The organism is Actinomadura formosensis NBRC 14204 (assembly GCF_001552155.1).
GTDB classification, from domain to species: Bacteria; Actinomycetota; Actinomycetes; order Streptosporangiales; family Streptosporangiaceae; genus Spirillospora; species Spirillospora formosensis.
Genome location: NZ_BCQQ01000004.1, coordinates 49,525 through 74,835, shown reverse-complemented (window position 1 = coordinate 74,835; position 25,311 = coordinate 49,525). Strand labels below are relative to the sequence as shown.

Sequence of the window (25,311 nt, the reverse complement as noted above, 5' to 3'; positions counted from 1 at the left end):
TCCCCTCAGCCGAAGCGGCCGGTGATGTAGTCCTCGGTCGCCTTCTGTTCGGGGTTCGTGAAGATCTTGCTGGTGTCGTCGATCTCGATGAGCCTGCCCGGCCTGCCGGTGCCGGCGATGTTGAAGAAGGCCGTGCGGTCGCTGACGCGGGCGGCCTGCTGCATGTTGTGGGTGACGATGACGATCGTGTACTGCGTCTTCAGCTTCTCGATCAGGTCCTCGATGGCGAGAGTGGAGATCGGGTCGAGCGCGGAGCACGGCTCGTCCATCAACAGGACCTGCGGCTGGACGGCGATGGCGCGGGCGATGCACAGGCGCTGCTGCTGGCCGCCGGAGAGACCGGCGCCGGGCTTGCCGAGCCGGTCCTTGACCTCGTTCCACAGGTTGGCGCCGCGCAGCGACTCCTCGACGATCTCGTCCAGGCGGGCCTTGCGGCGCACCCCGTTCAGTTTGAGACCGGCCGCCACGTTGTCGTAGATCGACATGGTGGGGAACGGGTTGGGGCGCTGGAACACCATCCCGACGACGCGCCGGACGGCGACGGGGTCGACGGACGAGTCGTACAGGTCCTCGTCGTCCAGCATGACCTTGCCCTCGACGCGGGCGCCCGGAATGACCTCGTGCATCCGGTTCAGCGTGCGCAGGAACGTGGACTTGCCGCAGCCCGACGGCCCGATGAACGCCGTCACCGAGCGCGGCTCGACCGTCATCGAGATGTCCTCGATGGCGTGGACGCCGCCGTAGTAGGCGTGCAGCCCGGAGACCTCGATCCGCTTGGCCATGGAGTCGTGTTTCCTTTCTACCGGCCCGCGGGCGCGGCGCGCCGGGCGACGAGACGGGCGACCAGGTTGAGCAGCATGATGATTCCGATCAGGACGAGGGCGCCCGTCCAGGCCCGGTCGATCGAGTTCTGGTTGGGGTCGGCGGCCTGCTCCCAGATGAAGGTGGGCAGCGACGCCTGCGGGCCGTTGAACGGGTCGTTGTTGATCGCCTTGGTGAAGAAGATCGTGAGCAGCAGCGGCGCGGTCTCGCCCATCACGCGGGCGACGGCCAGCATCACCCCGGTGATGATCCCGGTCATCGCGGTCGGCAGGACGACGAAGCAGACCGTCCGCCAGCGCGGCACGCCGAGCGCGTAGGACGCCTCGCGCAGGTCGTTCGGGACGAGTTTCAGCATCTCCTCCGCGGCCCGCACCACCGTCGGGATCATCAGGATGGTCAGCGCCAGCGCACCGGCGAACCCGGAGAAGCCGAATCCCATCGTGAGCAGCCACAGCGCCAGCACGAACAGGCCCGCGACGATCGACGGGATGCCCGTCATGACGTCCACGGTGAAGCTGATCAGCTTGCCGAGCCGTCCGTTGCCGGCGTACTCGACCAGGTAGATCGCGGTGAGGATGGCGAGCGGGACGGCGATCACGGTGGTGATGGCGACCTGTTCCAGGGTGCCGATGATGGCGTGGTAGGCGCCGCCTCCGGCGTCCTTGCCGCTGAGCGCGTTCATCGAGAACTGGAAGAACGTGGGGTCGAGCCGCTTCGCGCCGTTGACGGCGACCGTCCACAGCACCGACAGCAGCGGGACGACCGCGAGCGCGAACGCCAGATAGACCAGCCCTTGGACGAGCCGGTCCTTGAGCTTGCGGGCAGGCGAGACCGAGGCCAGGCTCCCGCCCGCGCCCGTGCCGGAGGAAAGGGTGGTCACGCGAACTCCTTCCGGCGCGCGACGACCGCGCGGGCGGCCATGTTGACGACCAGGGTGATCACGAACAGCACGAGCCCGGAGGCGATCAGCGCGCCGCGTCCGGTGACGGACGCCTCGGCGAAGCTGTTGGCGATGTTCGCGGCGAACGTCGCGCCGCCGTCCGCCAGGATGTGCCAGTTGATGCCGGGCACGAACGTCAGCACCATCGCGACCGCGATCGTCTCGCCCATCGCGCGGCCGAGGCCCAGCATCGAGGCGCCGATCATGCCGGACCGCCCGTACGGCAGCACCGCCATCCGGATCATCTCCCAGCGGGTGGCGCCGATCGCCAGTGCCGCCTCCACGTGTGCGCGCGGGACCTGCAGGAACACCTCGCGGGACAGGGACGAGATGATCGGCAGGATCATGATCGCCAGCACCACCGAGGCGGTGAAGATCGAGTTCTTGCCGGGGCTGTCGCCGCCGAACAGCGGGATCCAGCCGAGCGTGCCGTTCAGGAACGCGCTGACGCCCTCCATGTGCCTGGACAGGAAGGCGAGCCCCCACAGGCCGTAGACGATGCTCGGCACCGCGGCGAGCAGGTCGACGACGTAGCCGAGGGCGGAGGCCAGCCGGCGCGGCGAGTAGAACGAGATGAACAGCGCGATCCCGATCGCCACCGGCGTCGCGATGAGCATCGCGAGCAGCGACGAGATCAGCGTGCCGAACGCCAGCTGGGCGATGCCGAACCTCGGCGGCGTCGCGTTCGGGTCCCATTCCTCGCTGGTGAGGAAGTTCGCCTGGTTGTCGCGCAGGGCCGGGATCGCCTTCCACACGAGGAACGCGGCGATCGCGGCGACGATCGCGAGCACGGTGATGCCCGCGCCGCGGGCCGCGCCGGCGAAGATCCGGTCTCCGGCCCGTCCGGTGCTCATCGGCGCGGCGGCGCGGTCCCGGGCGCCGGCGCGTGCCTCGACGCCGGTCTCGGTGGTCATGGGGGATCCTCCTTCGATCACGCCGGAACCCGCGTCGGCCCCGCCGCCGAGGTGCTCGGCGGCGGGGCTGCGGGTGCCGTCGCCCGCCGTCAGGACAGGGCCTTCACGGACGCCTGGACCTTGGTGAGCACGCTCGGTGGCAGCGGCGCGTACCCGAGGTCGGCCAGGATCTTCTGGCCGTCCGCACTGGAGGTGTAGGTGAGGAAGGACTTGACGAACCCGGCCTGCTCGGCGGGCAGTCCCTTCTCACACACGATCTCGTAGGTGACCAGGACGATCGGGTAGGCGCCCGGCTCCTTGGTCGCATAGTCGATCTTCAGCGCGACGTCGTTGCCGGTGCCGACGGCCTTCGCCCCCGCGACGGCCTTGGACGCGCTCTCCGACGACAGTTCGACGTACTCGCCGGCGCCGTTCTTCACGTGCGCGGTCTGCAGCCTGTTGTTCTCCGCGTACGACATCTCCACGTAGGAGATCGCGCCCACGGTGCTCCTCACCTGGCTGGTGACGCCGTCGGACTTGGCGGCGCCCTGGCCGGTGGAGTTCGGCCACTTCTTGGCCTTCTCCCACGTCCAGATCTTCGGCGCGACCGTGTTCAGGTAGTTCGTGAAGTTGTCGGTGGTGCCGGACTCGTCCGAGCGGTAGATCGGCTTGATGGCGGAGGCGGGGAGCCTGGCGCCCGCGTTCTCCCGGGCGAGCGCCGGATCGTTCCACTTCGTGATCTTGCCGGAGAAGATCTTGGCGATGTTCTCGGGGGACAGCTTCAGCGCGTCCGCGCCCGGGAGGTTGTAGACGACCGCGACGGGGCCGACGACCATCGGCAGGTTCAGCGCGCCGCTCCCCTGGCAGCGCTTCCGCGCGGCGGCGGCCTCCTCGGGCTTGAGCGCCGAGTCCGAACCGGCGAACGACACCTGCCCGCTGGTGAACGCCTGGATGCCGGCGCCGGAGCCGCTCGGGTTGTAGTTCAGGTTGGCGCCCGCGCACTTGCTCGCGTAGAGCTTCGTCCACTCTTCGATGGCGTTCTTCTGCGCGCTGGACCCGGCCGCGTTGACGCTGGCCTTCGCGCAGTCGATGTCACCGGACGGGGCGCTGCCCGCGCTGGCCGCCATGTTGGCGTCGCTCCCGCAGGCGGACAGGGCCAGCGCTCCCGCGACGACCACGCCGCCCAGGGCGGCGAGTCGGGAACCGTTCTTCACCGGAGGGTCTCCTCTTAGTTTCGTCGGCCGGCTCGCCCGCGCCGCCGGCCCATGCCGGCCGGAGGGTGGGGTTCGCCGTCGGATGCGACGCTAAGCAGGCGAGGTGACCAGCCGCCCCGATCCGGGTGAACGGCAGGTGAACGAACTTGAGGATGGTCGCGAAGAATGTCCCGGTTTACGGTGGACACCGGGTGAACAGCACGGCTCACCCGGCTAAACACCCGGTCGAGACATGCTCAACCGGGGTCAGGCGTACATGACGTCCACGGCGTACCGGGTGAAGCCGAGCGACTCGTACAGGCGGACGGCCGCGACGTTGGACTCGTCCACGTAGAGCATGATCTGCTCCATGCCGATGTCGCGCAGGTGATGCAGGCCCTTCAAGGTAAGAGCGCGGCCTAGGCCGAGGCCCTGCGCGGCCGGGTCGACGCCCACGACGTAGACCTCGCCCATGTCGCCCGGGTGGACCTTCGTCCAGTGGAAGCCGACGAGCCGGCCATCGCGTTCGGCGAGGAAGAACCCGTCCGGGTCGAACCAGTCCTCGGCTTCGCGTGCGCGGACGTCGTCCATCGTCCAGGCGCCCTGCTCGGGATGGTCGGCGAACGCGCGGGCGTTGACCTCCAGCCACGCCCGCTCGTCACGTCCGGGCTCGAAGGTGCGGACGGTCACGCCGCCGGCGACGCGCGGCTCCGGCAGCGGATCGGACGCCGGGCGCCGCAGCTGGAACAGCGCGCGAACCCGCGCCATGCCCTCCGAACCCGCCAGCGCGGCCGCCGCCGGGAGATCACCGTGCGCCCAGACCCGCAGCGGGCCCTGAGCCTCGTCCTTCAGCGCCCGCAGCAGGGCCCGCCCGTGCCCCCGGCGCCGATGCTCCGGATGGACGACCAGTTCCCCCGCCGCGGGCTCCTCCTCGGTCGCCGGGTCGAGATGCGCATAGGCCACGATCGTCCCGCTCTCGGAGATCGCCAGGCCGGACCGGCCGCCGCGCAGCGCCAGCACGGCATGTTCGGACAGCGGCCCCACCCCGTCGGCGCGCGCCGCCGCCTCGGCCAGCGCCAGCGCCTCCGCGGCCTCGGTCTCCCCCAGCGTCCCGCGCGCCCGCAGCTCACTCACGCTCGCCACCCTATGAGCCGGACGGACGTGTTGATCGGCCGGGCCCCTGATCGATTTGTCACGAAAACGTCATCGCGCCGCCGGAATCCGTATGCCGGGCGAACCTACCGTCCGCAGAATGACTCGACGACGCACCATCCTGGCCTGTGCCGCGGCGGGGCTGACGGCCGTGGGCCTGGCCGCGCAACCCGCCGCCGCCCGTCCCGCACCGACCGCGTCCGTACGGCTCCTCGCCCTGAACGACTTCCACGGCAACCTGGAGCCGCCGTCCGGAAGCTCGGGCAGGGCCATCGACGAGAACGGCGACACCGTCCTCGCCGGGGGCGCCGCCTACATCGCGGCCCACCTCAGGCAACTGCGGAACCCCGACACCCTGACCGTCGCGCAGGGCGACCTGATCGGCGCCTCGCCGCTGCTCTCCGCCGCCTACCACGACGAGCCGTCCGTGCAGTTCATGGGCGACATCGGCGTGACGGCGTCCGCGGTCGGCAACCACGAGTTCGACGAGGGCTACCGGGAACTGCTGCGCATCCAGAACGGCGGCTGCCACCCCGTCGACGGCTGCTCCCCCGCGGGCCCGTGGCGCGGCGCGAAGTTCGACTACCTGGCGGCGAACGTGCTGAAGCAGCGCGGCCACGCGGAACGCCCGATCCTGAAGCCGTGGACGATCCGGCGCATCAACGGCGTCCGCGTCGGGTTCATCGGCGTCGTCACCAAGACCACCCCGAGCATCGTCACACCGGGGGGCATCAAGGGCCTGAAGTTCGATGACGAGGTCGCCGCCGCGAACCGGGCCGCCCGCGAGCTGAAGCGCCGGCACGTCCGCGCGATGGTGCTGCTCGTCCACGAGGGCGACCAGGTGCGGCCCGGCACCCGCCCGGACGACTGCGGCGCCGTCCCCGGCGCCGGGTCCCGCATCGCGCGGGAGGCCGACCCCGAGATCGACATGGTGCTGTCCGGGCACACGCACCAGCAGTACATCTGCTCGGTCAAGGACCCGGACGGCGACCCGCGGCTGTTCTCGTCCGGTTCCTCCTTCGGCCGCGTGATCACCGAGGTGAACCTCAAGGTGGACCGGCGCACCGGCGACATCGTCCGCTCCTCGGTGAAGGCCGACAACCATGTCGTGACGCGGGACGTCCCGCCGGACCCGGCGACGGAGAAGTTCGTCCAGACCTGGAAGGACCGCGTCTCCGCCATCGCCGACAAGCCCATCGGCAAGATCACCGCCGATCTGACCCGGACCCCGTCCCCCGCGGGTGAGACCGCGCTCGGCGACGTCATCGCGGACGGCCAGCTCGCCGGCACCAAGGACCTCGGCGCCCAGGTCGCCCTGATGAACCCCGGCGGCGTCCGCACCGACCTGGTCTACAAGACGAGCGGCTCGGAGGGCGACGGCGTCGTCACCTACGGCGAGGCGTTCGCCGTCCAGCCGTTCAGCAACGTGATGGGCGTGACGTCGCTGACCGGCGCGCAGCTCGACGCCCTGCTCGAACAGCAGTGGACGCCCGCGGGCGAGAAGATCCTCCAGCCGTCGGCGAACCTGCACTTCACCATCGACCGCTCCAAGCCCATCGGCGACCGCGTGTCCGCGATCACGATCGACGGCGCCCCGCTCGACCCGTCCGCCACCTACAAGGTCGCGGCGAACAACTTCCTACTCGGCGGCGGCGACGACTTCACCGTCTTCACCGAAGGCAAGAACCAGGTCCTCGGCCCCATAGACCTGGACACCCTGGTCGCCTACTTCAACGCCCAGGGCACCATCTCCCCACCCCCGCTGAACCGCATCTCCGGCCAGTGAGAAATGAGCGTGGCCCGGGTCGCCGGACGCCTAACGGCGCCCAACGCCCCGGGCCACGCGTACGAACACCGGCCTCACAACAGCTTCAGGGGCCGCCCCCCTGGATGGCTACGCCCCGAAGAAGTGGACGAGGTAGTAGACGACCGCGGCCACCGCGGCGGCGGCGGGCATGGTGAGGACCCAGGCGATCAGGATGTTGCCGGCGACGCCCCAGCGGACGGCCGACAGCCGCTTCGTCGCGCCGGCGCCCATGATCGCCGAAGTGATCGTGTGGGTGGTGGAGATTGGAGCGTGCCAGATGAACGCGGTGGTGTAGAGGACGATGGAGGCCGTCGCTTCGGCGGCGAAGCCCTTCGGCGGATCGACTTCGATGACCTTGCGGCCGAGCGTCCGCATGATCCGCCAGCCGCCCGCGTACGTCCCGGCGGACAGCGCGCCCGCGCACGCGATGACGACCCACCAGGGCACCGTGCTGCCGTCGGCGTGCCCGGTGGTGACGAGCGCGAGGACGATGATGCCCATCGTCTTCTGGGCGTCCTGCAGGCCGTGGCCGAGCGCGAGGGACGCGGCGGACATGGTCTGCGCGATGCGGAACCGGCGGCCGACCCGGCTCGGGTTGGCGTGCCGGAAGATCCACAGGATCGCGACCATCACCAGGTAGGCGAGGCAGAAGCCGACGACCGGCGACAGCACCATCGGGATCGCGACCTTGTCGACCACGGTGGACCAGTTCACCGACGACAGCGACGCCAGCCCGGCGCCGACCACCCCGCCGATCAGGGCGTGCGAGGACGACGACGGAAGCCCGAAGTACCAGGTGATGATGTTCCAGGTGATCGCGCCGAGCACGCCGGCGGCGACCACGGTGAGCCCGTGCAGGCCGGACGGCGGGCTGATGACCTCGCTGACGGTCTTGGCGACGCCGACGCCGAGCAGCGCGCCGACCATGTTCATGGCGGCGGCCATGCCGAGCGCGACGCGCGGGGTCAGCGCGCGGGTGGACACCGCGGTGGCGATGGCGTTGGCCGCGTCGTGGAACCCGTTGGTGTAGTCGAAGACGAGCGCGACGATGACCACCAGGACGAGGACGGCCATCTGCGCGTCTGTCCGGAGCCCGAGCGCGCCCGCCAGCATGACCAGTGCGACACCGGCGAGCAGCAGCAGCCACGCGCGGCCGGAGACACGGCGCGTGGCCTGCTCGCCGAGGGAGGCGGCATCCTCCTCCTGGGACGGATCCTGGGCGAGGGTCCCGCCGGGCTTTTCGGCCGTGCTCATGATTCCTTGACCGCTATGGTCTCGACCGTGTTGGCGACGTGCTCGAACGCGTCGGCCGCGTCCTCCAGCCGGTCGATGACCTGCTTCAGCTTCAGCACGGTCAGCGTGTCGTACTCGCCGCTGAACAGGTGCGCCAGCAGCTTCCGGTAGGCCTGGTCTCCCTGGTTCTCAAGCCGGTTGATCTCGATCCAGTACTCGTTGAGCTCCTTCATCGAGCGCAGCCTCGGCATGGCCTCGGCGGTCAGCTCGGCGGCGCGCTCCAGCACTTCCACCATGTGGACGATGCCTTTGGGGAACTCTTCGATCTTGTAGAGGACGACGAGGTCGGCTGCCTCCTCCATCTCGTCCATCACGTCGTCGAGCGAGGAGGCGAGCTGGTAGATGTCCTCCCGGTCGAAGGGCGTGATGAACGTTTCGTTCAACCGGCGCATGATCGCATGGGTGCATTCGTCGCCCGCATGCTCGCAGGCGCGCATCTTCTCCGCGATCGCCGCGCGGTCGGCGCCGTCGCTGATGAGTTCCACGAGCAGCCTGGCGCCGGTGACCAGGTTGTTCGCCGAGTCGGCGAACATGTCGTAGAAACTGTCCTCACGCGGCGTGAGACGCAAGCGCACGTCGTTCTCCTGATGTGCCGGAACAGTCCGCAGAGGATCGTAGGCGCTACCCGCCGTAAAAAGAACCTTTGCCCCAGCTTCGACTGGTGTCACCCATCCTCTCACCTATCAGCCTGCCCTAGATCACCAGGTGCATACCCCTCGCATGGCGGTCTATCTGGAGGAACGTCCGCCGTTTCAGGGCTTGTGCGGCGGCCGTCCGCGCGGGCCGCGGTGAGCGGAAGTGAGATTGCTCACACTCCCGAACGTGGTCGTCCGGGCCGGGCCGGGGCCTGAGACGACGAACCGGGGACGCCTCGAATCGGCGTCCCCGGCACCTGCAAGCCGCGTCCGGCCTGGGGGAATACGCCCCCAGGCCCCGGAACTACGTCCGGTCGTGGGATGTCAGCTCGCGACGACCGGCTCCGTCGGAACGTACCCCGAGCACCATGTCGATTTCCGCGACGGTCAGCGGCCGCTTCGCCGCCGCCACCGCGCTGAGCATCTCGGCATAGAGTTCGATCTCGTCCAGCGCAACACGGTCGTGGACGCGCAGATCGAGATTCCGGCGCACCGCGTCCACCTCCGTTCGTTCCCCACACCCGAGTCGAGGCTACGCGTACGGCTCGGGCGGGCGCATGACCCAAGAGGGCCATTCGCGGACCACCTTGGCCACTGGTCTTCCCGGGTGATGCCCAGCTGACGCACATGTACCAGGCGAACAGCGACGAATCTGGACGGCCGGGACGCTCAGCCCCCGGACCGGAAGTCGCCGAGCAGTTGCTCCAGCGGTGTCTCCGGCAGGTCCCGGGCGGTCAGCCGGGCCACGGCCGCGGCGTTGACGTCGGCGCCCGCCAGCCGGGCCGCCTGCCGCGCCACCGTCTGCTCGAACAGCGCCCGGACGGTCCGCGCGTAGGCGAACCGCGGGTCCTCGCGCATCTGCCCCAGCCGGGACAGGAGTTCGACGCGCAGTTCCTCGTCCAGCATGTAGAGGTCGCGTTCGGCGTAGCTCTGGAAGAGCCGCACCATGTCGCGGTCGCCCATCCCGGTGAACTCCAGGACGCGGCCGAACTCGGCGCGGAACGCCGGATTGCCCGCGAGGAACCCCTCCATCTCCGCCGCCGGGCCCGAACAGACCACGATGAAACGGGCGCCGCTCTGGTTCATCCGGCGGAGCAGTTCGCCCACCACGGCCGGGGCCCGGTCGAGCCGGTACGCCTCCTGGATGAGCAGCACCCCGCCGAGCGCCTGGTCGACCATGCCCCCGACCCGATGCCGGGTGTCGGCCTGGTCGCGTCCCGCCAGATGGACGGGACGGCACGCCACCACATGGCCGGACTGAAGCACCCCCAGCGCCGCGTAGATGCCGCCGACGAGCCCCGCCACGGTCGTCTTCCCGGTGCCGGGCGGGCCGGTGAAGACCAGGTGGCGGACGTCCTGGCCGGACATCCCGTACCGGGCCCGGTCGGCGGCGAGCGCCGCCTCCTCGGCCAGCTCCCGCACGGCCTCCTTGACGTCCTCCAGCCCGGTGAGCTGGTCGAGCCGCCGCAGGTAGCCGTCGATGTCGCCGGGCGGGCGCAGCGCCGGCTCGATGCCCTCCGCGACGCCCGCGAGATCGTCCGGGGTGAGCACCAGCCGGTCGTGGGACGCCCCGGCGCGCTCCATGTTCCGCTGGGCCGCCTGGTCCAGGTACGCCTCGACCAGGCGCGCGTTGACCAGGTCACCCGGGCCGCGGAGCCGTTCCAGGTCCGCCCTGGCCACCTCCAGCGCCGACGCGCCGATCGTGACGCGCCGCTCGTCTGCCAGCAGGTGCAGCAGCGTCATCCGGTTGTCGAGGTCGCCGAAGTCCGGGAGCCGGTGGACGCGGAACGCCTGCACGAGCTTCGGATGCTCCCGCAGCAGCCGCTTGTACGCGCGCGGCTCACACGTCGCGATCACCGGCGTGGTGTTCACCGGGTCGCGGCGGGCACGGCGCACCGCGCCGACGACGGCGCCCGGATCGGCGGCGTCCGCGATCGCCACGTCCAGCCGCTCGAACAGGATCACGGGGCCCGGCTGGGCGAGAAGGTGCCCGATCCGCTCCGGCGGCGCGTCGCGGACGTCGTCGGCGTCGTGCGCCCGGATCGTCCCGTCGCCGAGGCCGGCGTTCGCCAGCGTCAGCGCGATCATCCGGGACAGCCGGCGCTGCCCCGAGTGCGGGTCGCCGACCAGCAGCACGCCGGGGAGGCCGGACTTGATCGCGCTGGGCGCGCCGTCCACCCGGGTCCGCTCGATCTCCTCGCCGGCCGGGGCGTTCCACTCCCCGGCCTGCGCGCGGACGTCCGCCAGCAGGACGGACGCGTCGTGCTCCCCGTAGACGAACCCGAACCCGAACCGCTCCAGGACGCGGCGGGTGCTGCGGTCGCTGGGCGGCGGGATCTCCTCGACGGGACGTTCCGGGGACGGCGTGTCGTCCAGGAAGTCGAAGTCGCCGACCATCGTCTTGGACATGACCTTCGTCCCCGGGCCCGCGCCCGGAACGGGCGGCGGGGGCCCGTCCGGGCCGTCGGGAGCCGGGCCGTCGGGGAGGGTGCCGTCCTCGTCGAGGTCGCCGGGGCCGAGGATGCGCGTGCCGGGCGGCTGGTCCTGCCGCGGGGGCTGCCCGGCCGGGACGGGTGCGGCCCGGTGCGAGCCCTCCACGCGGGTCGCGTACGCGTCGAACGTGGTGGGCTGCGGCTCGGGCGGCGCCGCCGGGGTCGGGGACGCGGCCGGAGTCGGGGACGCGGCCGGAGTCGGAGGTGCAGCCGGAGTCGGAGGTGCAGCCGGGGTCCGGGCCGGGGGCTGGGCCGGCGGGGCGGTGCCCGCGGGCTGGTAGCCCAGCTGCGTGTACGGCGGCACGAAGTCCTCGTCCCGCTCCTCCTCCGGCGGCGAGTAGCCGCCGAGCCGCTCGGAAGCCGGCGCGTGACTCGCCTGGGCCGGCTCGGGCGGGGGCTGCGCCGGGCCCTGCATCGGGCCCTGCATCGGGCCCTGCACCGGCGCGGCGGCGGGACGCTGGAAACCCAGTTCGGTGTAGGGCGGGGCGACGCTCGACTCGTCCCGCTCGCCCCCGGACGATGCGCTGATCACCGGGTCCGGCGGGGCGAACGCGGCCTGCTGGCCGGGACCGGCCATCTGGTTCTGGGCGGCGGGCGGGTTCTCCCGTCCGGGCTCCCGCTCGTGCTGCGCGGGCGGCTGGACGAACGGGCGGTCCGGCTCGGACGGCGTCCCCTGGGGCTGCGGAGGCGTCCCCGGGGCGATGCCCGGCTGGCTCTGCAGGGGGAACGGCGACGGCCGCGCGGGCACCGGGTTGGGCGGTGGCGTGGACATCGTGGCCGCGGCCGTGGCACGGGCCCGGCCGCGGCCGATGATCCCGGCGATGATCGCGGTCGGGACGGGGAAGCCGCGCGGCCGCGCGGGCATCCCGCCGAGCCGGCACCAGGCCAGATCGACCTCGTACATCGCGGCCAGCAGCGACTCGGCGCCCGGCCCGGACCCGGCCGCCGACCGCAGCGGCTGCGGGAGCCGCATGTCCTCCGGCCAGAGGCGGCGCAGCGGATGCCCCTTCTGCTCCGCCACCGCCTGCACCGTGTAGCGGATCTCCGGGTCCAGCCAAGGGACGATGGTGCCCACCATGTCCTTACGGACGACGTTCAGATCGGCGGCGAGCAGCGCGGCGGCCACCAGGCGAGGCTCCAGATAGGCCGGGTCTGCGGGGTCGCCGGAGAGGTCGGCTATCAGCTCGCTGAGCGTGTAGAAGGCGTGCCTGAAGTTGTCCCCGGGCGAACTCTCGTTCCTCAGCGACGGGACCAGGTTCGGTGGGCACCGGGTAAGCCACTGCTGGACGATCGCCTGATCCCCGTAGGGCAGCGCCCCATAGTCGACGGTCGGATTCGCGAGCGTGGTGCCGAGAATGGCGAGCAGCGCGTCCGCCCGGATCTGGAACCGGACGTCCTCGCGGAGCGCGCTGGCGACGGCCCACATCGTCCGCAGGACGACGACCGCCGCGTCCACCCGGCTCGCCCGCAGGCGTTCGGCGTAGAGCGCGACGAGCGACTCCAGCGTGGGCGGGGTGAGCCACCGGGGGCCGTCCACATCCGGGAGGGGTTTGGCGCGGTAGGGCTTCCAGAGGTCGAGCATCTGCGCGTCCAGGCGCGCGTCGAACACGGGGGCGGCCGAGCACCACAGCATCACGCCCCAGGCGGCGACGACCGTGGACGGCGTCTCGCCGGTGAAGTCGGGCCACCAGTGCGGATGATCGGACGCGGGCAGCGTGGCGGCGGACTCCAGGGTCGACCGGACGCGCGAGGTCAACTCGGTCGCGAACCCGTGCCCGACGAACGGCAGCCCCGACGGCGGGTCGTAGGCGAAGTCGGGCCCCGCCGGGATCACATGCGGCGGCAGCGCCGGTGTCCGCCCCGCCCCCTGCTGCGCGGGCCTCGCCGCCATCCGGACGGCGGGCGTGCGGGGCGGCGGGCACAGGTACCACTGCCCGTCGGACGGGTGCAGCCGGTACCAGCGGGCCCACGCGCCGAACAGCCACCACGTACCGTCCGGCAGCACGAGCATGCGGCCGCCGATGGCGTGGTGGCGCTGCTGCGGAGGCGCCGACGGCCACCACGCGGCGGCCACCATCGCCCGTGTGTCCCGCTCCGCCTCCGTGAACGGATCCTGCCCCCGCTGCGGGCTGGGCGGCGGAGCACTGCCATAGCCCGGTCCCCACACCACGAGGGTCATCGTAGTCAGCAGAAACCGCGCGGGGTGCCCCTGACCGGCGCAGTGTCAGTGTCACTCCAGGTCAGCGGGAGGATGAACCGGCCTTGACATCACCGCCACTCGGCGGCGCGGTGCCGCTCGGCCTTCTCCATGTAGACCGCGGGCGTGTGCTCCAGCACGAGCCGGTCGCCGTCGTTCAGCTCCCGGACGATCTTGCCCGGCGTCCCGGCGACGAGCACCCCGGCCGGGATCGTCTTGCCGGGCGGCACCAGCGCGCCGGCGGCGATCAGCGTCCCGGACCCGATGCGGGCGCCGTTCAGCACGATCGCGCCGATGCCGATGAGCGCGCCGGTCTCGACGTGCGCGCCGTGCACCATCGCCTTGTGGCCCAGGCTGACGCGGTCCTCCAGGACCGCGGGCATGCCCGGGTCGGCGTGCAGGCAGCTGAGGTCCTGGATGTTGCACTCGTCGCCGACCACGATCTCCTCGTCGTCGCCGCGCAGCACCGAGCCGTACCAGACGCTGGACGCGCGGCCCAGCGTCACCCGCCCGACCACGACCGCACCCGGCGCGACCCACGCCTCGGGGTGGATCTTCGGCCGGTCCTCACCCAATGCTCCCAGGTAGCTCATGGCGCCGATGCTAGGACGCGTCCCGCCCCGTCCTGGACGGCGCCCCGGCCCCGCGGGTCCGGTTCCGGCCCGACACACCATCCCGCGAGGGGCGCGGATTCTGCCGGGATTAGATAGTTTGGCGACTCCATCCAGATGAAGAAACGGCAGCAAGAAGCGCGTTCCGGTTGCACGAACGGGGTGGACCGGACGAGAGTCGTCCTGACGTTTCCATGTGGGCCCGCTCAGGCGGGTGTGGCTGCTATCGCGTCCGACCCTGACGGGGTGATGACCCCCGCCAACGACCCCCCAAGGCACCATGAGCAACGAAGAGATCCTGCCGAATCTCCTCCAAGAAGAGTCCTTCGAGATCGTCATGCGCGGCTACAACCGCCGCCAGGTCGACGACTACATCGCCCGCGCCCAGCAGAAGCACCGCGAACTGGAGGCGCGGCTCGCCCGTGCCCAGGACGACGCCGAGCGCATCCGCCGCGAGATGGCCGAGCTCAGGGAGGCGCGCAAGCCCACCGGCGACGACCTCAGCGACCGCCTCCGGCAGATCATCAACCTCGCCGAGGACGAGGCCCAGGACAAGGTCGCCCAGGCCGAGTCCAAGGGGGCGGAGATCCGCGAGGACGCCGAGCGGGAGTCCAAGCGGATCATCGACGAGGCCCGCGCGCACGCCGACAAGAACCTCGCGCAGGCGCAGGAGAAGGCCGAGCACGTGCTCGCGTCCGCCAAGAAGGAGTCGGAGGGCGTCCTGTCGTCGGCCAAGCAGGAGGCCGAGCAGACGGTGACGAGCGCGCGGCTGGAGGCCGAGCGCACCCTCACCGCGTCCGAACGCCGCGCCAGCGTGATCAACGAGGGCGCCACGCAGCGGCTCACCGCGCTCACCAAGAACCACACCCAGGCCCTGCAGCGCCTCACCGAGATCAGCGACACCCTGCACCGGCTGCTCACCGCCGAGAACGAGGCGGGCCCGCTGGAGAAGATGGTCGAGGACGCCGTCCGCCAGAGCACTCCCCGCAAGCAGGCGTCCGCCGCCAAGCCGATGCCGGCCGCGGCCCCCAAGCCCGCCCCGGCGCCCAAGCCGGCCCCGGCCCCGGCTCCGGCCCCGGCCACCGCACCGCAGGCCGCACCCGCACCGTCGATGAAGAAGCCCGAGCCCCCGGCCACCGAAACGCCCGCCCCGCCGCAGGCCAAGCCCGCCCGGCCGGCCGAGGACCACACCCCGCCCCAGCCGCCGGTCCCGCCCCAGCAATCGCGCGGCCCCATCGAACTGTAGGAAGTGCCCAGGGGGCGACCCCTGGGCACTCCGTCGCGCGGGCGGGGGCAGGCGGTTCCTCGGGGGCGCTTAGGATCTTCGCGTGAGGAAGCGGAGCCATTCGCGGCGTGGGAACGTCCGGCCGGTCAGGTCTCTCGGGGATCCGGTGCTGCGGACCGAGTGCGATCCGGTCCGGACGTTCGACGCGTCCCTGGAGCGGCTCGTCGACGACATGTTCGTCACCATGTACGAGGAGAACGGCGCCGGGCTGGCCGCCAACCAGATCGGGGTCGGCCTGCGGGTGTTCGTGTACGACTGCGAGGACGACAGGGGACGCCGCCACATCGGTCATGTCGTCAACCCGGAACTGGTGGTGGCCGACGGCGAGCGGCTGGTCGAGTCGGAAGGCTGCCTGTCCCTGCCGGGCCTGCGGTTCGAGACGCCGCGCTACGCGCACGCCGTCGTCGAGGGCGTGGACATGAAGGGCGGGCCCGTCCGCGTGGAGGGCACCGGGTACTTCGCCCGCTGCCTGCAGCACGAGTGCGGCCACCTGGACGGCCGCGTTTACGTCGACGTCCTGTCCGGTGATGCCCGGCGGGAGGCCATGCGGGCGATCCGCGGCCTCCGCCGGTAGGCCCGCCCCTACGCCTCCCTGGGCTTTCAGGGGGCGTTCAGGTTGGAATGGGATCCTCTGCGACAATGCGGAGGGGGACTGTGCAATTGCCTGAACGGACGGCGAACAGCGGCGGCAGGGCGACGGCGGAGGCGACCCTTCTCGTCGTCGAGGACGAGCCCAACATCCTGGAGCTTCTCGCCGGCAGCCTGCGCTTCACCGGGTTCGACGTGATCACGGCCACCAACGGGGCGGACGCGGTGCGGTCGGCGCGGCGGCACCGCCCGGACCTGATCGTCCTCGACGTGATGCTGCCCGACATCGACGGGTTCGACGTCGCGCGGCGGCTGCGGTCCGGCGGCGACCACACGCCCGTGCTGTTCCTGACCGCGCGGGACGCCGTGCAGGACAGGATCAAGGGGCTGACGATCGGCGGCGACGACTACGTCACCAAGCCGTTCAGCCTGGAGGAGGTCATCGCCCGGATCCGCGCGGTGCTGCGCCGGTTCCGCGGCGGCGTGACCGATCCCCCGCCGCGCATGGTGTTCGCGGACGTGGAACTGGACGAGGACAGCCACGAGGTGTGGCGCGGCGGGCGCGCGATCCAGCTGTCGCCGACCGAGTTCAAGCTGCTGCGCTACTTCATGGCCAACGCGGGGCGGGTCCTGTCCAAGGCGCAGATCCTCGACCACGTGTGGAACTACGACTTCCGCGGCGACGCGGGCATCGTCGAGTCGTACGTGTCCGCACTGCGCCGCAAGGTCGACAATTCCGAGCCGCGCCTCATCCACACGCTGCGCGGCGTGGGTTACGTCCTGCGTGAGCCGTCGAGATCGGGCTGATGGAAACCCGCGTCCCGGTGTCCGCCCAGGCCCGGCCGGAGACGCCGGAACGGGCCGGCACCCGCGGCCCCTCCCGCTCGCCGCGCCGCGCCCTGGCGCAGTCATGGGGACGGACGTCGCTGCGCCTCAAGCTGATCGCGGGCATGCTCGTCCTGGTCACGCTCGGGATGACGGTGATGAGCGCGGCGGGCGCGTCCGTCCTGCGCCAGTACCTGATCGGGCGGACCGACGACCAGCTGCGCGGCTCGGTGGAACGGGCGATCGGCCAGGCCGCCCCGCAACTGCGGCGCGGCGAGGACAACATCGTCGTGCGCATCCCCAGCGAGATGTACGGGCAGGTCCGCACCGACGACGGACGAGCACTCGGCCAGAACCCGGCATGGGGAGAGACCGGCCGTCCACGACTCCCGGCAAACCTGAACAAGTACATCGGCCGCCCGGTCACCGTATCCGGAACACGCGGCTCACAATGGCGCATCCTGGCCGAGCCGCTGCCCGGCGGCGTACTCATCCTGGCGTTCAGCCTGGACGAGGTGGACCGCACCGTCCGGCGGCTCGTGGTGATCGACACCACCGTGGGGCTGCTGGTGCTGGCCGTGCTGGCCGCGCTGGGGGTGTGGGTCGTGCGGGCGAGCCTGCGTCCGCTCGCGGCCGTCGAGGAGACCGCGGGCGCGATCGCGGCCGGTGACCTGTCCCGGCGTGTCCCGGAAGGTGATCCGCGAACGGAGATGGGCAGGCTCGGCCGGTCGCTGAACACGATGCTCGGGCAGATCGAGGCGGCGTTCCGGGCCCGCGCCGAGTCGGAGGCGGCGGCGCGGCGGTCCCAGGAGAGGGCGCTGCGGTCGGAGGAGCGGATGCGGCGGTTCGTCGCGGACGCCGGCCACGAGCTGCGCACCCCGCTGACCGCGATCCGCGGTTTCGCCGAGTTCTACCGGCAGGGCGCGGCCCGCGGCCCGGCGGAACTGGACCGGCTGATCGGCCGCATCGAGGAGGCCGCGTCCCGGATGGGGCTGCTCGTGGAGGACCTGCTGCTGCTCGCCCGGCTGGACCGGCAGCGCCCGTTCGAGCGGCGCCCGGTCGATCTGCTCGCCGTCGCGGCCGACTCCGTCCAGGAGGCGAGAGTTCTTGCACCCGAACGCAAGATGGACCTTTCGGTCGAGGGAGGGCTGGCGTACCAGGTGCGGGGGGACGAACCGCGGCTGCGCCAGGTGATCGGCAACCTGCTGAACAACGCGATCGCGCACACCCCGCGGGGCACGCCGGTCGAGGTGCGGCTCGCCCCCGGCACGCTGCGCGGCGCCCCGGCGGCGGTCGTCGCGGTCGCGGACGAGGGGCCCGGCCTCTCCCTTGAGCAGGCAGAACGCGTCTTCGAGCGGTTCTACCGGGCGGACAAGGCCCGCTCCCGCGACTACGGCGGCACCGGCCTCGGCCTCGCGATCGTCGCCGCGATCGTCGCCGCGCACGACGGGCTCGTGGAGGCCGGCTCCGCTCCGGGCGGCGGGGCGACGTTCAGGGTCGTCCTCCCCATGGACGAGGACTAGCGGCATTCAGGAAACGTTCAGGAAAGTGCGCTTAGGTGGTCGTACAGGGCGCGCCCCGGTTTCGACGGAAACCGGGAGCCCGCGCCCTGGCCAGCTTCGCCGCGTGGCCCTTCCACGGGTCACGCGGCCGTTCAGCTCCGCACCCCGATCGCGGGCTTCCGCTTCATCTTGGCCAGCGTCTGCCGCGTCGAGTGCAGGTAGTACTCCCTCGGCAGCGTCCGGACCCGCACCGGCAGCCGCGGATACACCAGGGCCAGCGCGGCGATGAGAAGCCGGAACCGCCGCTCCCGTCCCGCGTCCCACTTCCACCCGTACTGCTCGCGGATCGGCGGCGGCGTCAGCCCCGCCGTGAGCAGCCGGATCGCCATCAGACCGGGTGCGTGCAGCGGCCCGCCGGGCAGCTTCGGGCGCAGCACCCGCGCCGCGATCGCCCGCGACGCGTCGCTGATCTCCAGGCCGTTGAGCATGTCCGCGTAGTACGCGCGGAACTCCCGGTAGGTCCCCGGCATCCGCTCCTCGGGGCAGCCCAGGATGGTCGCGTAGACCTTGCTCTGCCCGTAGAACTCCGCAAGCTCGGCCTCGGTGAACGTCCGGCGGAACAGCAACTGGTAGAACTGCGTCGCCACCGCGAACAGCGTGGACGCGACCCACACCTGCAACTCGGGATCGTTGGCCTCGTAGCCGGGTCCGGTGATGGCCTCATGTCCCTTCGTGACGAGCGCGCTGAGGGTCTCGGCCTCCTCCCGCGTCCCGAACTGCACCGTGTAGAGCCACCCCATCGTGTTGCGCAGGCGCCGGAGCGGATCGTCCGCCGTGTAGCTGTGGTCGTACACGCCCTGCGCCACCTTGGGATGCGCCGTCTGCAGCAGCGAGGCCGCCCCGCCCGCCGCGATGAGCGCGCCCTCCTGCGCGATGACGCGGATGAGGTCGCCGTCCCGGAAGAGTCCTTCGGTCATGCCGATCATTGTAAGTAAGTACTTGCAGTTGTCACCAGTGGGGTGTTAATCGAGCGACAAGATCACACCTGCCTGCGACAATGGGGACATGCCCGGCCAGATCCACGTCCGCGGCTCGGTCTCCATCCCCGAGTCCGAGCTCAGCTGGCGTTTCTCCCGCTCCTCGGGCCCGGGCGGGCAGCACGTCAACACCAGCGCCACCGCCGCCGAACTCTCCTTCGACGTCGCGAACTCCCCGTCCCTCCCCGAACCCCTCCGAGCCCGCGCCCTGGACCGTCTCGCCGGCCGCCTCGTCCGCGGCGTCCTCACGATCCGCGCGGAGGAGTACCGCTCCCAGCAGCGCAACCGGGACGCCGCCCGCACCCGCCTGGCGACGCTCCTCGCCGAGGCGACGGCCCCGCCCCCGAAGAAGCGCATCCCCAAGAAGGTCCCGAGGGGAATCAACGAGCGCCGCCTGGAGAACAAGAAACGCCGCTCCTCGGTCAAACGCCAACGCTCCACCCGCTGGGACTGACCCCCTCCCGAGCCGCCATCGCCCGAACAGGCGCCGGATGGCAGCCGCGTCCGACAGGGTTCCGCGCAGGCAACAAAGCAAAGCTCTATGTGATCACTTGGACACGGAGAGTCCCGACGTGTGGGAGGATGGAGCTTCCCCCCGTCCGGCGGAGGTGCCGGAACTTGAAGGAGAGGTAGCATCCCGTCATGGTGTCGAAGCCCCTGGAACAGGTCACCCTGGCCGACCTGGCCACCAAGGACGACCTCAAGGACCTGGTCACCAAGGACCACCTCAAGCAGGAGTTGGGATCGGCCGTCAATCTGCTGCTGGGCGAGATCGGCAAGATCGCCGCTCGCCAGGAGGAGATGGCCGGGCATCTGGCCCGTCTGGTCGCCAGGTCCGACGGCGTGATGCGGTAGCGACTCCGGCTCTTCGATGCCCCCGGGAATCCTCCCGGGGGCATCGTCGCGCTTGGGCGGACGGCGGAACGGCGCCTCTTAGCAGTCCCCCGTTCCACTTAGGGTTCGCCGCGCACCGTGATCGAAGGGTGGGGGCCGGGGACGCGGACGCCCGTCCGGCCGGGTGGGCGGGACGGGAGGTCCGGGGTCGGGTCAGCTGAAGTACTCGATGAAGGGGGTCTTCTTGTCGGGGTGGGAGGCGGTGCCGACGCTCACGATGGCGGTGGTGCCGGGGCGCGGGTCGGCGTCGGTGGCCTGGACGGTGCCGGTGCGGGCGGGGCCGTTCAGGGTCGTCCAGGACGAGCCGTTGTAGTGCATGTACTGGGTCTTGGTCCCGGTGGTGATCGGGAGCATGACCACACCGCCCCTGGCGTCGGACGACAGGCCGATGCCGGCCGCGTTCAGCGGGGTGCTGACCGTCTTCCAGGTCGAGCCGTTGTAGCGCTGGATCGCGTTGGTGATCTGGGCGTTCTGCCGGACGCGCAGGACGTAGACGTTCGTCGGGGAGTTGGCGACGATGCGGTGCAGGGTGCCCTGGTAGCCGGGGACGCCCAGGGAGCCGGGGACGTCGATCTTCTTCCAGGACGTGCCGTTGAAGTGCATCACCAGGCCGGTCACGGACGTGCCGGTGGCGGACGTGGAGCCGGCGAGCCACACGTCGTTCTTGGCGCGGACGTCCACCGCGGTGATGGACGAGGACGCCGGCAGTGGGACCTTGGTCTCGGCCCACGCGCTGCCCGTCCAGCGGAGGACGGCGCTCAATCCGCCGGAGGCGGCGTCGGCGCCGGCGATGGAGTAGGCGGCGCCGTCGGGGGCGGCGGACACGGCGGTCGGGAAGCCCACCATCGGGTAGGCGACCTGGCTCCACTTGGTGCCGTTCCAGTAGAGGCCGAGGGTGCCGCCCAGGTTGTAGCCGATGATCCATGCCTTGGACCCGCTGGAGACGGCGACGTCGGTCGGGGTGAAGCCGACCGGGCTCTTGTCGGCGGCCCAGGCGGAGCCGGTCCACCGGACGATCTTGGCTTGGGGGCTGAAGAAGGAGCCGGCGGCGCCGACGGCCCATCCGGCGTTCTTCGCGCCGAAGTCGACCCGGTCGAGGCTGCCGTTGTAGCTCAGGGCCGCGCTGGAGATGTTCCTCCAGCCGGCCGCGTTCGCCGGGGCGGCCAGCGCGACCGTCCCGGCGCCGCAGGCCAGGGCGGTGGCGGCCACCAGCGCCGCGTTGCGTCTCATATGCTCCCACTCCCAAGATCACAGCAAGCGTGCGCCAAAGAGTACGGCATTACTTACTTCCGGGTAAGCGGAACCCCCGATCCGGCCGGATCAGGACGCACCAGGCACATGGGTCACAGACGTCAAGACGCCCAGAACCGGGCGGTTCCGGGCGTCCTGCACGGGAGAGGCTATTCGCCCTTCCAGTTCGGCTTGCGCTTCTGGGCGAACGCCGCCGGGCCCTCCTGGGCGTCCTTGGACGTGAAGACGGGCAGGATGATGTCCTGCTGCTTCTTCCACGCCTCCTCGGCCGTCCAGTCGGCGGACTCGACGATGACCCTCTTGGTCGCCGCGAGCGCCAGCGGGGCGTTCTCGGCGACCTTCAGGGCCAGTTCCCTCGCCGCGGCGAGCGCGCCGCCCGGCTCGGCGAGCCGGTTGACGAGCCCCACCTCGGCCATCCGCTCCGCCGGGTACTTGTCGCCGGTGAGGGCGATCTCCATGGCGATGTGGAACGGGATGCGCCGCGGCAGCCGCAGCAGGCCGCCGGCCCCCGCGACGAGGCCGCGCTTCGGCTCGGGCAGCCCGAACTGCGCGTCCCGCGCGGCCACGATCATGTCGCAGGACAGCGCGACCTCGCAGCCGCCGGCCAGGGCGTAGCCCTCGACCGCGGCGATCAGCGGCTTGGCCGCCGGACGCTCGGTGATGCCGGCGAACCCGCGGCCCTCGACGGTCGGGTTGTCACCGGTCAGGAAGCCCTTGAGGTCCATGCCCGCGCAGAACGTCCCGCCGGCGCCGGTGAGGATGCCGATGGACAGGTCCTTGCGGGAGTCGAGTTCGTCCACGGCCGCCGCGAGACCCTTCGCCACCTCGCCGTTGACCGCGTTGCGGGCCTCGGGGCGGTTGATGGTGACGATGAGGACGGCGCCGTCTTCCTCGGTCAGAACAGCTTCGGACATGCGTGCCTCACTTCGGCTGGAAGCGGATGCCGCCGTCGAAGCGGATCGTCTCGCCGTTCATGTAGTCGTTCTCGATCAGGGACTTGACGAGGTGCGCGAACTCCGACGCCTTGCCCATCCGCTTCGGGAACGGGACGGGCGCGGCGAGCTTGGCCTTGAACGCCTCCGCGCCCTCGCCCTCGCCGTAGATCGGGGTGTCGATGATGCCGGGGCAGACGGTGTTGACCCGGACGCCGACCGCGGCGAGGTCGCGCGCGGCGGGCAGCGTCATGCCGATGATGCCGCCCTTGGACGCCGAGTAGGCGACCTGCCCGGTCTGCCCCTCGATGCCGGCGACGGACGCGGTGTTGATCACCACGCCGCGCTGGCCGTCGGCGTCGGCGGGCTCGGTCTTGGCCATGGCGGCGGCGCCGATCCGCATCAGGTTGAAGGTGCCGATGAGGTTGATCCGGATGACGGTCTCGTAGGACGCGAGGTCGTGCGGGCTGCCGTCGCGGTTCACGGTCCGCGACGCCCAGCCGATGCCCGCGCTGTTGACGATGACGCGCAGCGGGGCGCCGGTGTCGACGGCGGCCTGGACGGCGGCCTGCACCTGCTCCTCGTTCGACACGTCCGTCTTGACGAAGACGCCGCCGACCTCGTCGGCGACGGCCTTGCCCTTGTCCTCGTTGAGGTCGGCGACGACCACCTTGGCGCCTTCGGCGGCCAGCGCGCGGACGGTGGCCTCGCCGAGGCCGCTCGCGCCACCGGATACGACGGCGGAAACTCCGTTCAGGTCCATAAGCGACACCTTACGTGAGGGACCGAATGTGGTTCGGGGTGATGCTATCCAGACGGCGTCGCACGCACCGCTCACACCCCGGCGATCACGGGCGCGCGTGGTTACCCATGGGTCACACTAGGGGGCGCGTTTGCCCCTCCCGGCCACGGGCACCCGCCTGCACATGAGCGAGCGACCCGCACAGAGCCAGTCCTACCCCGGCCGGACGGAGGACATGGCACCCGAACCCCGCGACGAGATGCGCGACCACACCGGCAGCGACCTGCTGCAAGGGCGCCGGGCGCTGATCACCGGCGGCGACTCCGGCATCGGGCGCGCCACTGCGGTCGCGTTCGCCAAGGAGGGCGCCGATGTCGCGATCACGTACCTGGAGGAGGACGACGATGCCCGGCACACCGCGTCCCTGGTCGAGGCCGCGGGACGGCGCTGCGTCATGTTCGGCGGCGACATGGCCGAGGAGCGGCACTGCCGCGAGGTCGTCGAGCACACCGTCCGCGACCTCGGCGGGCTGGACGTGCTCGTCCTGCACCACGGCACACAGGAGCCGGTGAAGGACGTCCGGGAGATCGACGACGCGCAGCTCCGCCGGACGTTCGAGGTGAACGTGTTCGCGGTGTTCTGGACGGTCCAGGAGGCCCTCGACCACATGGGGCCGGGCTCGTCCATCATCATCACCGGGTCGATCAACGGGCTGCGCGGCAACAAGACGCTCATCGACTACTCCGCGAGCAAGGGCGCCGTGATGTCCCTCGCGGCGAGTCTCGCCCAGAACCTCATGGACCGGGAGATCCGCGTCAACTGCGTCGCGCCCGGCCCGGTCTGGACACCGCTCATTCCCGCGACGTTCGACGAGGAACGCGTCGAGAGCTTCGGCAAGAACGCACCGATGGGACGTGACGCCGATCCCGACGAGATCGCGCCGTCCTATGTGTTCTTCGCGTCCAACCGCCTGTCCTCCTACTACACCGGCCAGACGCTCGTACCGGCCGGCGGGGAGATACATCCGGGCTGATGGACCTGCAACGTAGCGACCCTGGGAGCCGGGATACGGACGGCAGAGGGCCGGCAAGGGCCTCGTGTATCCGGGGCTCGACGGCCGCCAGTGCCTCTACCGCTCGGCGGCCTGGGTGGTGGGACGGCCGCGAGACCACTCCCCCTCTCGTGATCTCGCGACCGCCCACCGGCATCACGTAGAGCGAACGTCACCAGGCGGAGACGCGTTCCCGGACGCTGCGGCGGAATGTGGCTTCGGGGACGTCCAGGCGGTACAGGGCGTAGGCGTGCTGGATCACCGGCAGCGCCACGTTCCGCACCCGTACCCCGCCGGACGTGAGGCCCTTCTCCGTCCCCTTGTGCGCGTGGCCGTGGACGGCGAGGTCGGCGCCGGCCGCGTCGATCGCCTCGCCCAGCAGGTAGCTGCCGAGGAACGGGTAGATCTCCAGCGGCTCCCCTTCGAGGGTGTCGGCGGACGGCGAGTAGTGCGTGAGGGCGACCGTCACGTCGGCGTCCAGGTCCTGGAGGCAGGCGCCGAGCCGTTCCGCGAAGTCCCTGGTGTGCCGGACGAACGCCTTCATCTCGGGCTCGCCGAAGTCGCTGGCGCAGCGGCCCTCGAACCCGCCGCCGAAGCCCTTGCCGCCCGCGATGCCGAGCCGTGTCCCGGTGCAGTCGAGGACCGTCCCGCCGCCTTCGAGGACGGTCACGCCGGCGTCCCGCAGGACGCCCGTGATCTCCTCCTCGGCACCCGAGTGGTAGTCGTGGTTGCCGAGCACGGCGATCACCGGGACGCCGAGATCGCGCAGCTCACCGGCGGCGATCCGGCCCTCCTCGGCCGTCCCGTGCCGGGTCAGGTCGCCGGCGACCAGGAACACGTCCGCCTGGCCGGCGAGCGCGGACAGCCGCGCCCGGTACGCACCCGCCACCTCCGGCCCCACGTGCAGGTCCCCGGCCGCCGCCACCCGGATCATGAGAGCCGCTCCTCAGCCTCCGGTTCGGCGACCGCGACGACGTGCAGCTCGTTGCAGATCTCGCGGCCCTCGGCGGCGGCGCGGGCGGCCTCCTCGGCCTCCCGGCGCCGCTGCTCGCTCATCACCTCGCCGCGCAGATGGACGACGTCACCACGGACGTCCACGCGGATGCCGAGCTCGTAGGCGTCCGCCGCGAGCCGCTCCTGGATGTGCGCGGCCAGATACTCCGACATGC

Annotated in this window: 24 protein-coding genes; 8 read left to right on the top strand and 16 right to left on the bottom strand. The window is 71.3% G+C overall.

What is annotated here, in order from left to right:
- Positions 1-5 precede the first annotated feature (5 nt).
- The 5 genes from pstB to mshD form a co-directional block, all read right to left on the bottom strand.
- Positions 6-782: a phosphate ABC transporter ATP-binding protein PstB gene (gene pstB / locus AF1_RS01785; protein WP_067792869.1), complete on the bottom strand. Its 777-nt coding sequence runs from the start codon at positions 780-782 to the stop codon at positions 6-8.
- Between the two features lie 17 nt (positions 783-799).
- The gene (gene pstA / locus AF1_RS01780) at positions 800-1,702 is read right to left on the bottom strand and encodes a phosphate ABC transporter permease PstA (protein ID WP_067792866.1); all 903 of its coding nucleotides are present in this window, start codon (positions 1,700-1,702) and stop codon (positions 800-802) included.
- The gene (gene pstC / locus AF1_RS01775; RefSeq protein ID WP_067792863.1) at positions 1,699-2,676 is read right to left on the bottom strand and encodes a phosphate ABC transporter permease subunit PstC; all 978 of its coding nucleotides are present in this window, start codon (positions 2,674-2,676) and stop codon (positions 1,699-1,701) included. Before pstC ends, pstA begins: the two co-directional genes overlap by 4 nt.
- A gap of 89 nt (positions 2,677-2,765) precedes the next feature.
- Positions 2,766-3,869, bottom strand: a complete 1,104-nt coding sequence (gene pstS / locus AF1_RS01770; RefSeq protein WP_067792861.1) for a phosphate ABC transporter substrate-binding protein PstS — start codon at positions 3,867-3,869, stop codon at positions 2,766-2,768.
- Positions 3,870-4,115: 246 nt separating this feature from the next.
- Positions 4,116-4,982 (bottom strand): mycothiol synthase, encoded by an 867-nt coding sequence (gene mshD, locus AF1_RS01765; RefSeq protein WP_174548807.1) that lies wholly within the window; start codon positions 4,980-4,982, stop codon positions 4,116-4,118.
- 118 nt (positions 4,983-5,100) lie between these two features.
- On the opposite strand from mshD, the gene AF1_RS01760 reads away from it, so the two are divergent.
- The gene (locus AF1_RS01760; RefSeq protein ID WP_067792856.1) at positions 5,101-6,786 is read left to right on the top strand and encodes a bifunctional metallophosphatase/5'-nucleotidase; all 1,686 of its coding nucleotides are present in this window, start codon (positions 5,101-5,103) and stop codon (positions 6,784-6,786) included.
- Positions 6,787-6,894: 108 nt separating this feature from the next.
- On the opposite strand, the gene AF1_RS01755 is transcribed toward AF1_RS01760, so the two are convergent.
- From AF1_RS01755 to AF1_RS01735, 5 genes are all read right to left on the bottom strand, one after another.
- Entirely contained in the window at positions 6,895-7,920 is a 1,026-nt protein-coding gene (locus AF1_RS01755) for an inorganic phosphate transporter (RefSeq protein ID WP_407642170.1), read from the bottom strand.
- Positions 7,921-8,057: 137 nt separating this feature from the next.
- Positions 8,058-8,675 (bottom strand): DUF47 domain-containing protein, encoded by a 618-nt coding sequence (locus AF1_RS01750; RefSeq protein WP_067792853.1) that lies wholly within the window; start codon positions 8,673-8,675, stop codon positions 8,058-8,060.
- Between the two features lie 364 nt (positions 8,676-9,039).
- Entirely contained in the window at positions 9,040-9,237 is a 198-nt protein-coding gene (locus AF1_RS01745) for a hypothetical protein (RefSeq protein ID WP_306303145.1), read from the bottom strand.
- Between the two features lie 167 nt (positions 9,238-9,404).
- On the bottom strand, positions 9,405-13,406 hold the full coding sequence (locus AF1_RS01740) for an AAA family ATPase (RefSeq protein WP_131732301.1): 4,002 nt from the start codon (positions 13,404-13,406) through the stop codon (positions 9,405-9,407).
- 89 nt (positions 13,407-13,495) lie between these two features.
- A complete protein-coding gene (locus AF1_RS01735; protein ID WP_067792845.1) occupies positions 13,496-14,017 on the bottom strand; it encodes a gamma carbonic anhydrase family protein in 522 nt (173 codons plus the stop codon).
- Positions 14,018-14,315: 298 nt separating this feature from the next.
- Here AF1_RS01735 and AF1_RS01730 point away from each other — a divergent pair, with 298 nt between their 5' ends.
- From AF1_RS01730 to AF1_RS01715, 4 genes are all read left to right on the top strand, one after another.
- Complete coding sequence (locus AF1_RS01730; RefSeq protein ID WP_067792842.1) at positions 14,316-15,281, top strand: DivIVA domain-containing protein; 966 nt, start codon at positions 14,316-14,318, stop codon at positions 15,279-15,281.
- Positions 15,282-15,363: 82 nt separating this feature from the next.
- Positions 15,364-15,894, top strand: a complete 531-nt coding sequence (gene def / locus AF1_RS01725) for a peptide deformylase (RefSeq protein ID WP_067792839.1) — start codon at positions 15,364-15,366, stop codon at positions 15,892-15,894.
- Positions 15,895-15,980: 86 nt separating this feature from the next.
- Complete coding sequence (locus AF1_RS01720) at positions 15,981-16,715, top strand: response regulator transcription factor (RefSeq protein ID WP_067792836.1); 735 nt, start codon at positions 15,981-15,983, stop codon at positions 16,713-16,715.
- Positions 16,715-18,256: a sensor histidine kinase gene (locus AF1_RS01715; RefSeq protein ID WP_084262334.1), complete on the top strand. Its 1,542-nt coding sequence runs from the start codon at positions 16,715-16,717 to the stop codon at positions 18,254-18,256. The genes AF1_RS01720 and AF1_RS01715 overlap by 1 nt, the downstream gene beginning before the upstream one ends.
- Before the next feature lie 131 nt (positions 18,257-18,387).
- Here the strand turns inward: AF1_RS01715 and AF1_RS01710 are convergent, their stop codons facing one another.
- The gene (locus tag AF1_RS01710) at positions 18,388-19,212 is read right to left on the bottom strand and encodes an oxygenase MpaB family protein (RefSeq protein WP_067792833.1); all 825 of its coding nucleotides are present in this window, start codon (positions 19,210-19,212) and stop codon (positions 18,388-18,390) included.
- An 88-nt stretch (positions 19,213-19,300) separates the two neighbouring features.
- On the opposite strand from AF1_RS01710, the gene arfB reads away from it, so the two are divergent.
- Both arfB and AF1_RS01700 read left to right on the top strand, forming a co-directional pair.
- Positions 19,301-19,726, top strand: coding sequence for an alternative ribosome rescue aminoacyl-tRNA hydrolase ArfB (gene arfB / locus AF1_RS01705; RefSeq protein ID WP_067792830.1), 426 nt, complete (start codon positions 19,301-19,303; stop codon positions 19,724-19,726).
- Positions 19,727-19,914: 188 nt separating this feature from the next.
- Complete coding sequence (locus tag AF1_RS01700) at positions 19,915-20,127, top strand: hypothetical protein (RefSeq protein WP_067792827.1); 213 nt, start codon at positions 19,915-19,917, stop codon at positions 20,125-20,127.
- Between the two features lie 192 nt (positions 20,128-20,319).
- Here AF1_RS01700 and AF1_RS01695 read toward each other — a convergent pair whose 3' ends face one another.
- From AF1_RS01695 to AF1_RS01685, 3 genes are all read right to left on the bottom strand, one after another.
- Complete coding sequence (locus AF1_RS01695) at positions 20,320-21,396, bottom strand: hypothetical protein (protein WP_067792824.1); 1,077 nt, start codon at positions 21,394-21,396, stop codon at positions 20,320-20,322.
- Between the two features lie 170 nt (positions 21,397-21,566).
- A complete protein-coding gene (locus tag AF1_RS01690; protein WP_067792821.1) occupies positions 21,567-22,331 on the bottom strand; it encodes a crotonase/enoyl-CoA hydratase family protein in 765 nt (254 codons plus the stop codon).
- Between the two features lie 7 nt (positions 22,332-22,338).
- A complete protein-coding gene (locus tag AF1_RS01685) occupies positions 22,339-23,112 on the bottom strand; it encodes an SDR family NAD(P)-dependent oxidoreductase (RefSeq protein ID WP_067792818.1) in 774 nt (257 codons plus the stop codon).
- A gap of 163 nt (positions 23,113-23,275) precedes the next feature.
- Between AF1_RS01685 and AF1_RS01680 the strand changes: the two genes are divergently transcribed.
- On the top strand, positions 23,276-24,124 hold the full coding sequence (locus AF1_RS01680; RefSeq protein WP_067792984.1) for an SDR family oxidoreductase: 849 nt from the start codon (positions 23,276-23,278) through the stop codon (positions 24,122-24,124).
- Between the two features lie 190 nt (positions 24,125-24,314).
- Here the strand turns inward: AF1_RS01680 and AF1_RS01675 are convergent, their stop codons facing one another.
- Together AF1_RS01675 and AF1_RS01670 are read right to left on the bottom strand one after the other, a co-directional pair.
- Positions 24,315-25,076, bottom strand: coding sequence for a metallophosphoesterase family protein (locus AF1_RS01675; RefSeq protein ID WP_067792815.1), 762 nt, complete (start codon positions 25,074-25,076; stop codon positions 24,315-24,317).
- Positions 25,073-25,309: a BON domain-containing protein gene (locus tag AF1_RS01670; protein WP_067792981.1), complete on the bottom strand. Its 237-nt coding sequence runs from the start codon at positions 25,307-25,309 to the stop codon at positions 25,073-25,075. The genes AF1_RS01675 and AF1_RS01670 overlap by 4 nt, the downstream gene beginning before the upstream one ends.
- Between the last annotated feature and the right edge of the window lie 2 nt (positions 25,310-25,311).

Bases quoted from the DNA above. Each gene is read 5' to 3' on its own strand.
- pstB (WP_067792869.1), bottom strand. From the start codon at position 782: ATGGCCAAGCGGATCGAGGTCTCCGGGCTGCACGCCTACTACGGCGGC.
- pstC (WP_067792863.1), bottom strand. From the start codon at position 2,676: ATGACCACCGAGACCGGCGTCGAGGCACGCGCCGGCGCCCGGGACCGC.
- AF1_RS01760 (WP_067792856.1), top strand. From the start codon at position 5,101: ATGACTCGACGACGCACCATCCTGGCCTGTGCCGCGGCGGGGCTGACG.
- AF1_RS01755 (WP_407642170.1), bottom strand. From the start codon at position 7,920: ATGCTGGCGGGCGCGCTCGGGCTCCGGACAGACGCGCAGATGGCCGTC.
- AF1_RS01740 (WP_131732301.1), bottom strand. From the start codon at position 13,406: ATGACCCTCGTGGTGTGGGGACCGGGCTATGGCAGTGCTCCGCCGCCC.
- AF1_RS01735 (WP_067792845.1), bottom strand. From the start codon at position 14,017: ATGAGCTACCTGGGAGCATTGGGTGAGGACCGGCCGAAGATCCACCCC.
- AF1_RS01730 (WP_067792842.1), top strand. From the start codon at position 14,316: ATGAGCAACGAAGAGATCCTGCCGAATCTCCTCCAAGAAGAGTCCTTC.
- AF1_RS01715 (WP_084262334.1), top strand. From the start codon at position 16,715: ATGGAAACCCGCGTCCCGGTGTCCGCCCAGGCCCGGCCGGAGACGCCG.
- AF1_RS01710 (WP_067792833.1), bottom strand. From the start codon at position 19,212: ATGACCGAAGGACTCTTCCGGGACGGCGACCTCATCCGCGTCATCGCG.
- arfB (WP_067792830.1), top strand. From the start codon at position 19,301: ATGCCCGGCCAGATCCACGTCCGCGGCTCGGTCTCCATCCCCGAGTCC.
- AF1_RS01700 (WP_067792827.1), top strand. From the start codon at position 19,915: ATGGTGTCGAAGCCCCTGGAACAGGTCACCCTGGCCGACCTGGCCACC.
- AF1_RS01695 (WP_067792824.1), bottom strand. From the start codon at position 21,396: ATGAGACGCAACGCGGCGCTGGTGGCCGCCACCGCCCTGGCCTGCGGC.
- AF1_RS01690 (WP_067792821.1), bottom strand. From the start codon at position 22,331: ATGTCCGAAGCTGTTCTGACCGAGGAAGACGGCGCCGTCCTCATCGTC.
- AF1_RS01685 (WP_067792818.1), bottom strand. From the start codon at position 23,112: ATGGACCTGAACGGAGTTTCCGCCGTCGTATCCGGTGGCGCGAGCGGC.
- AF1_RS01680 (WP_067792984.1), top strand. From the start codon at position 23,276: ATGAGCGAGCGACCCGCACAGAGCCAGTCCTACCCCGGCCGGACGGAG.
- AF1_RS01675 (WP_067792815.1), bottom strand. From the start codon at position 25,076: ATGATCCGGGTGGCGGCGGCCGGGGACCTGCACGTGGGGCCGGAGGTG.
- AF1_RS01670 (WP_067792981.1), bottom strand. From the start codon at position 25,309: ATGTCGGAGTATCTGGCCGCGCACATCCAGGAGCGGCTCGCGGCGGAC.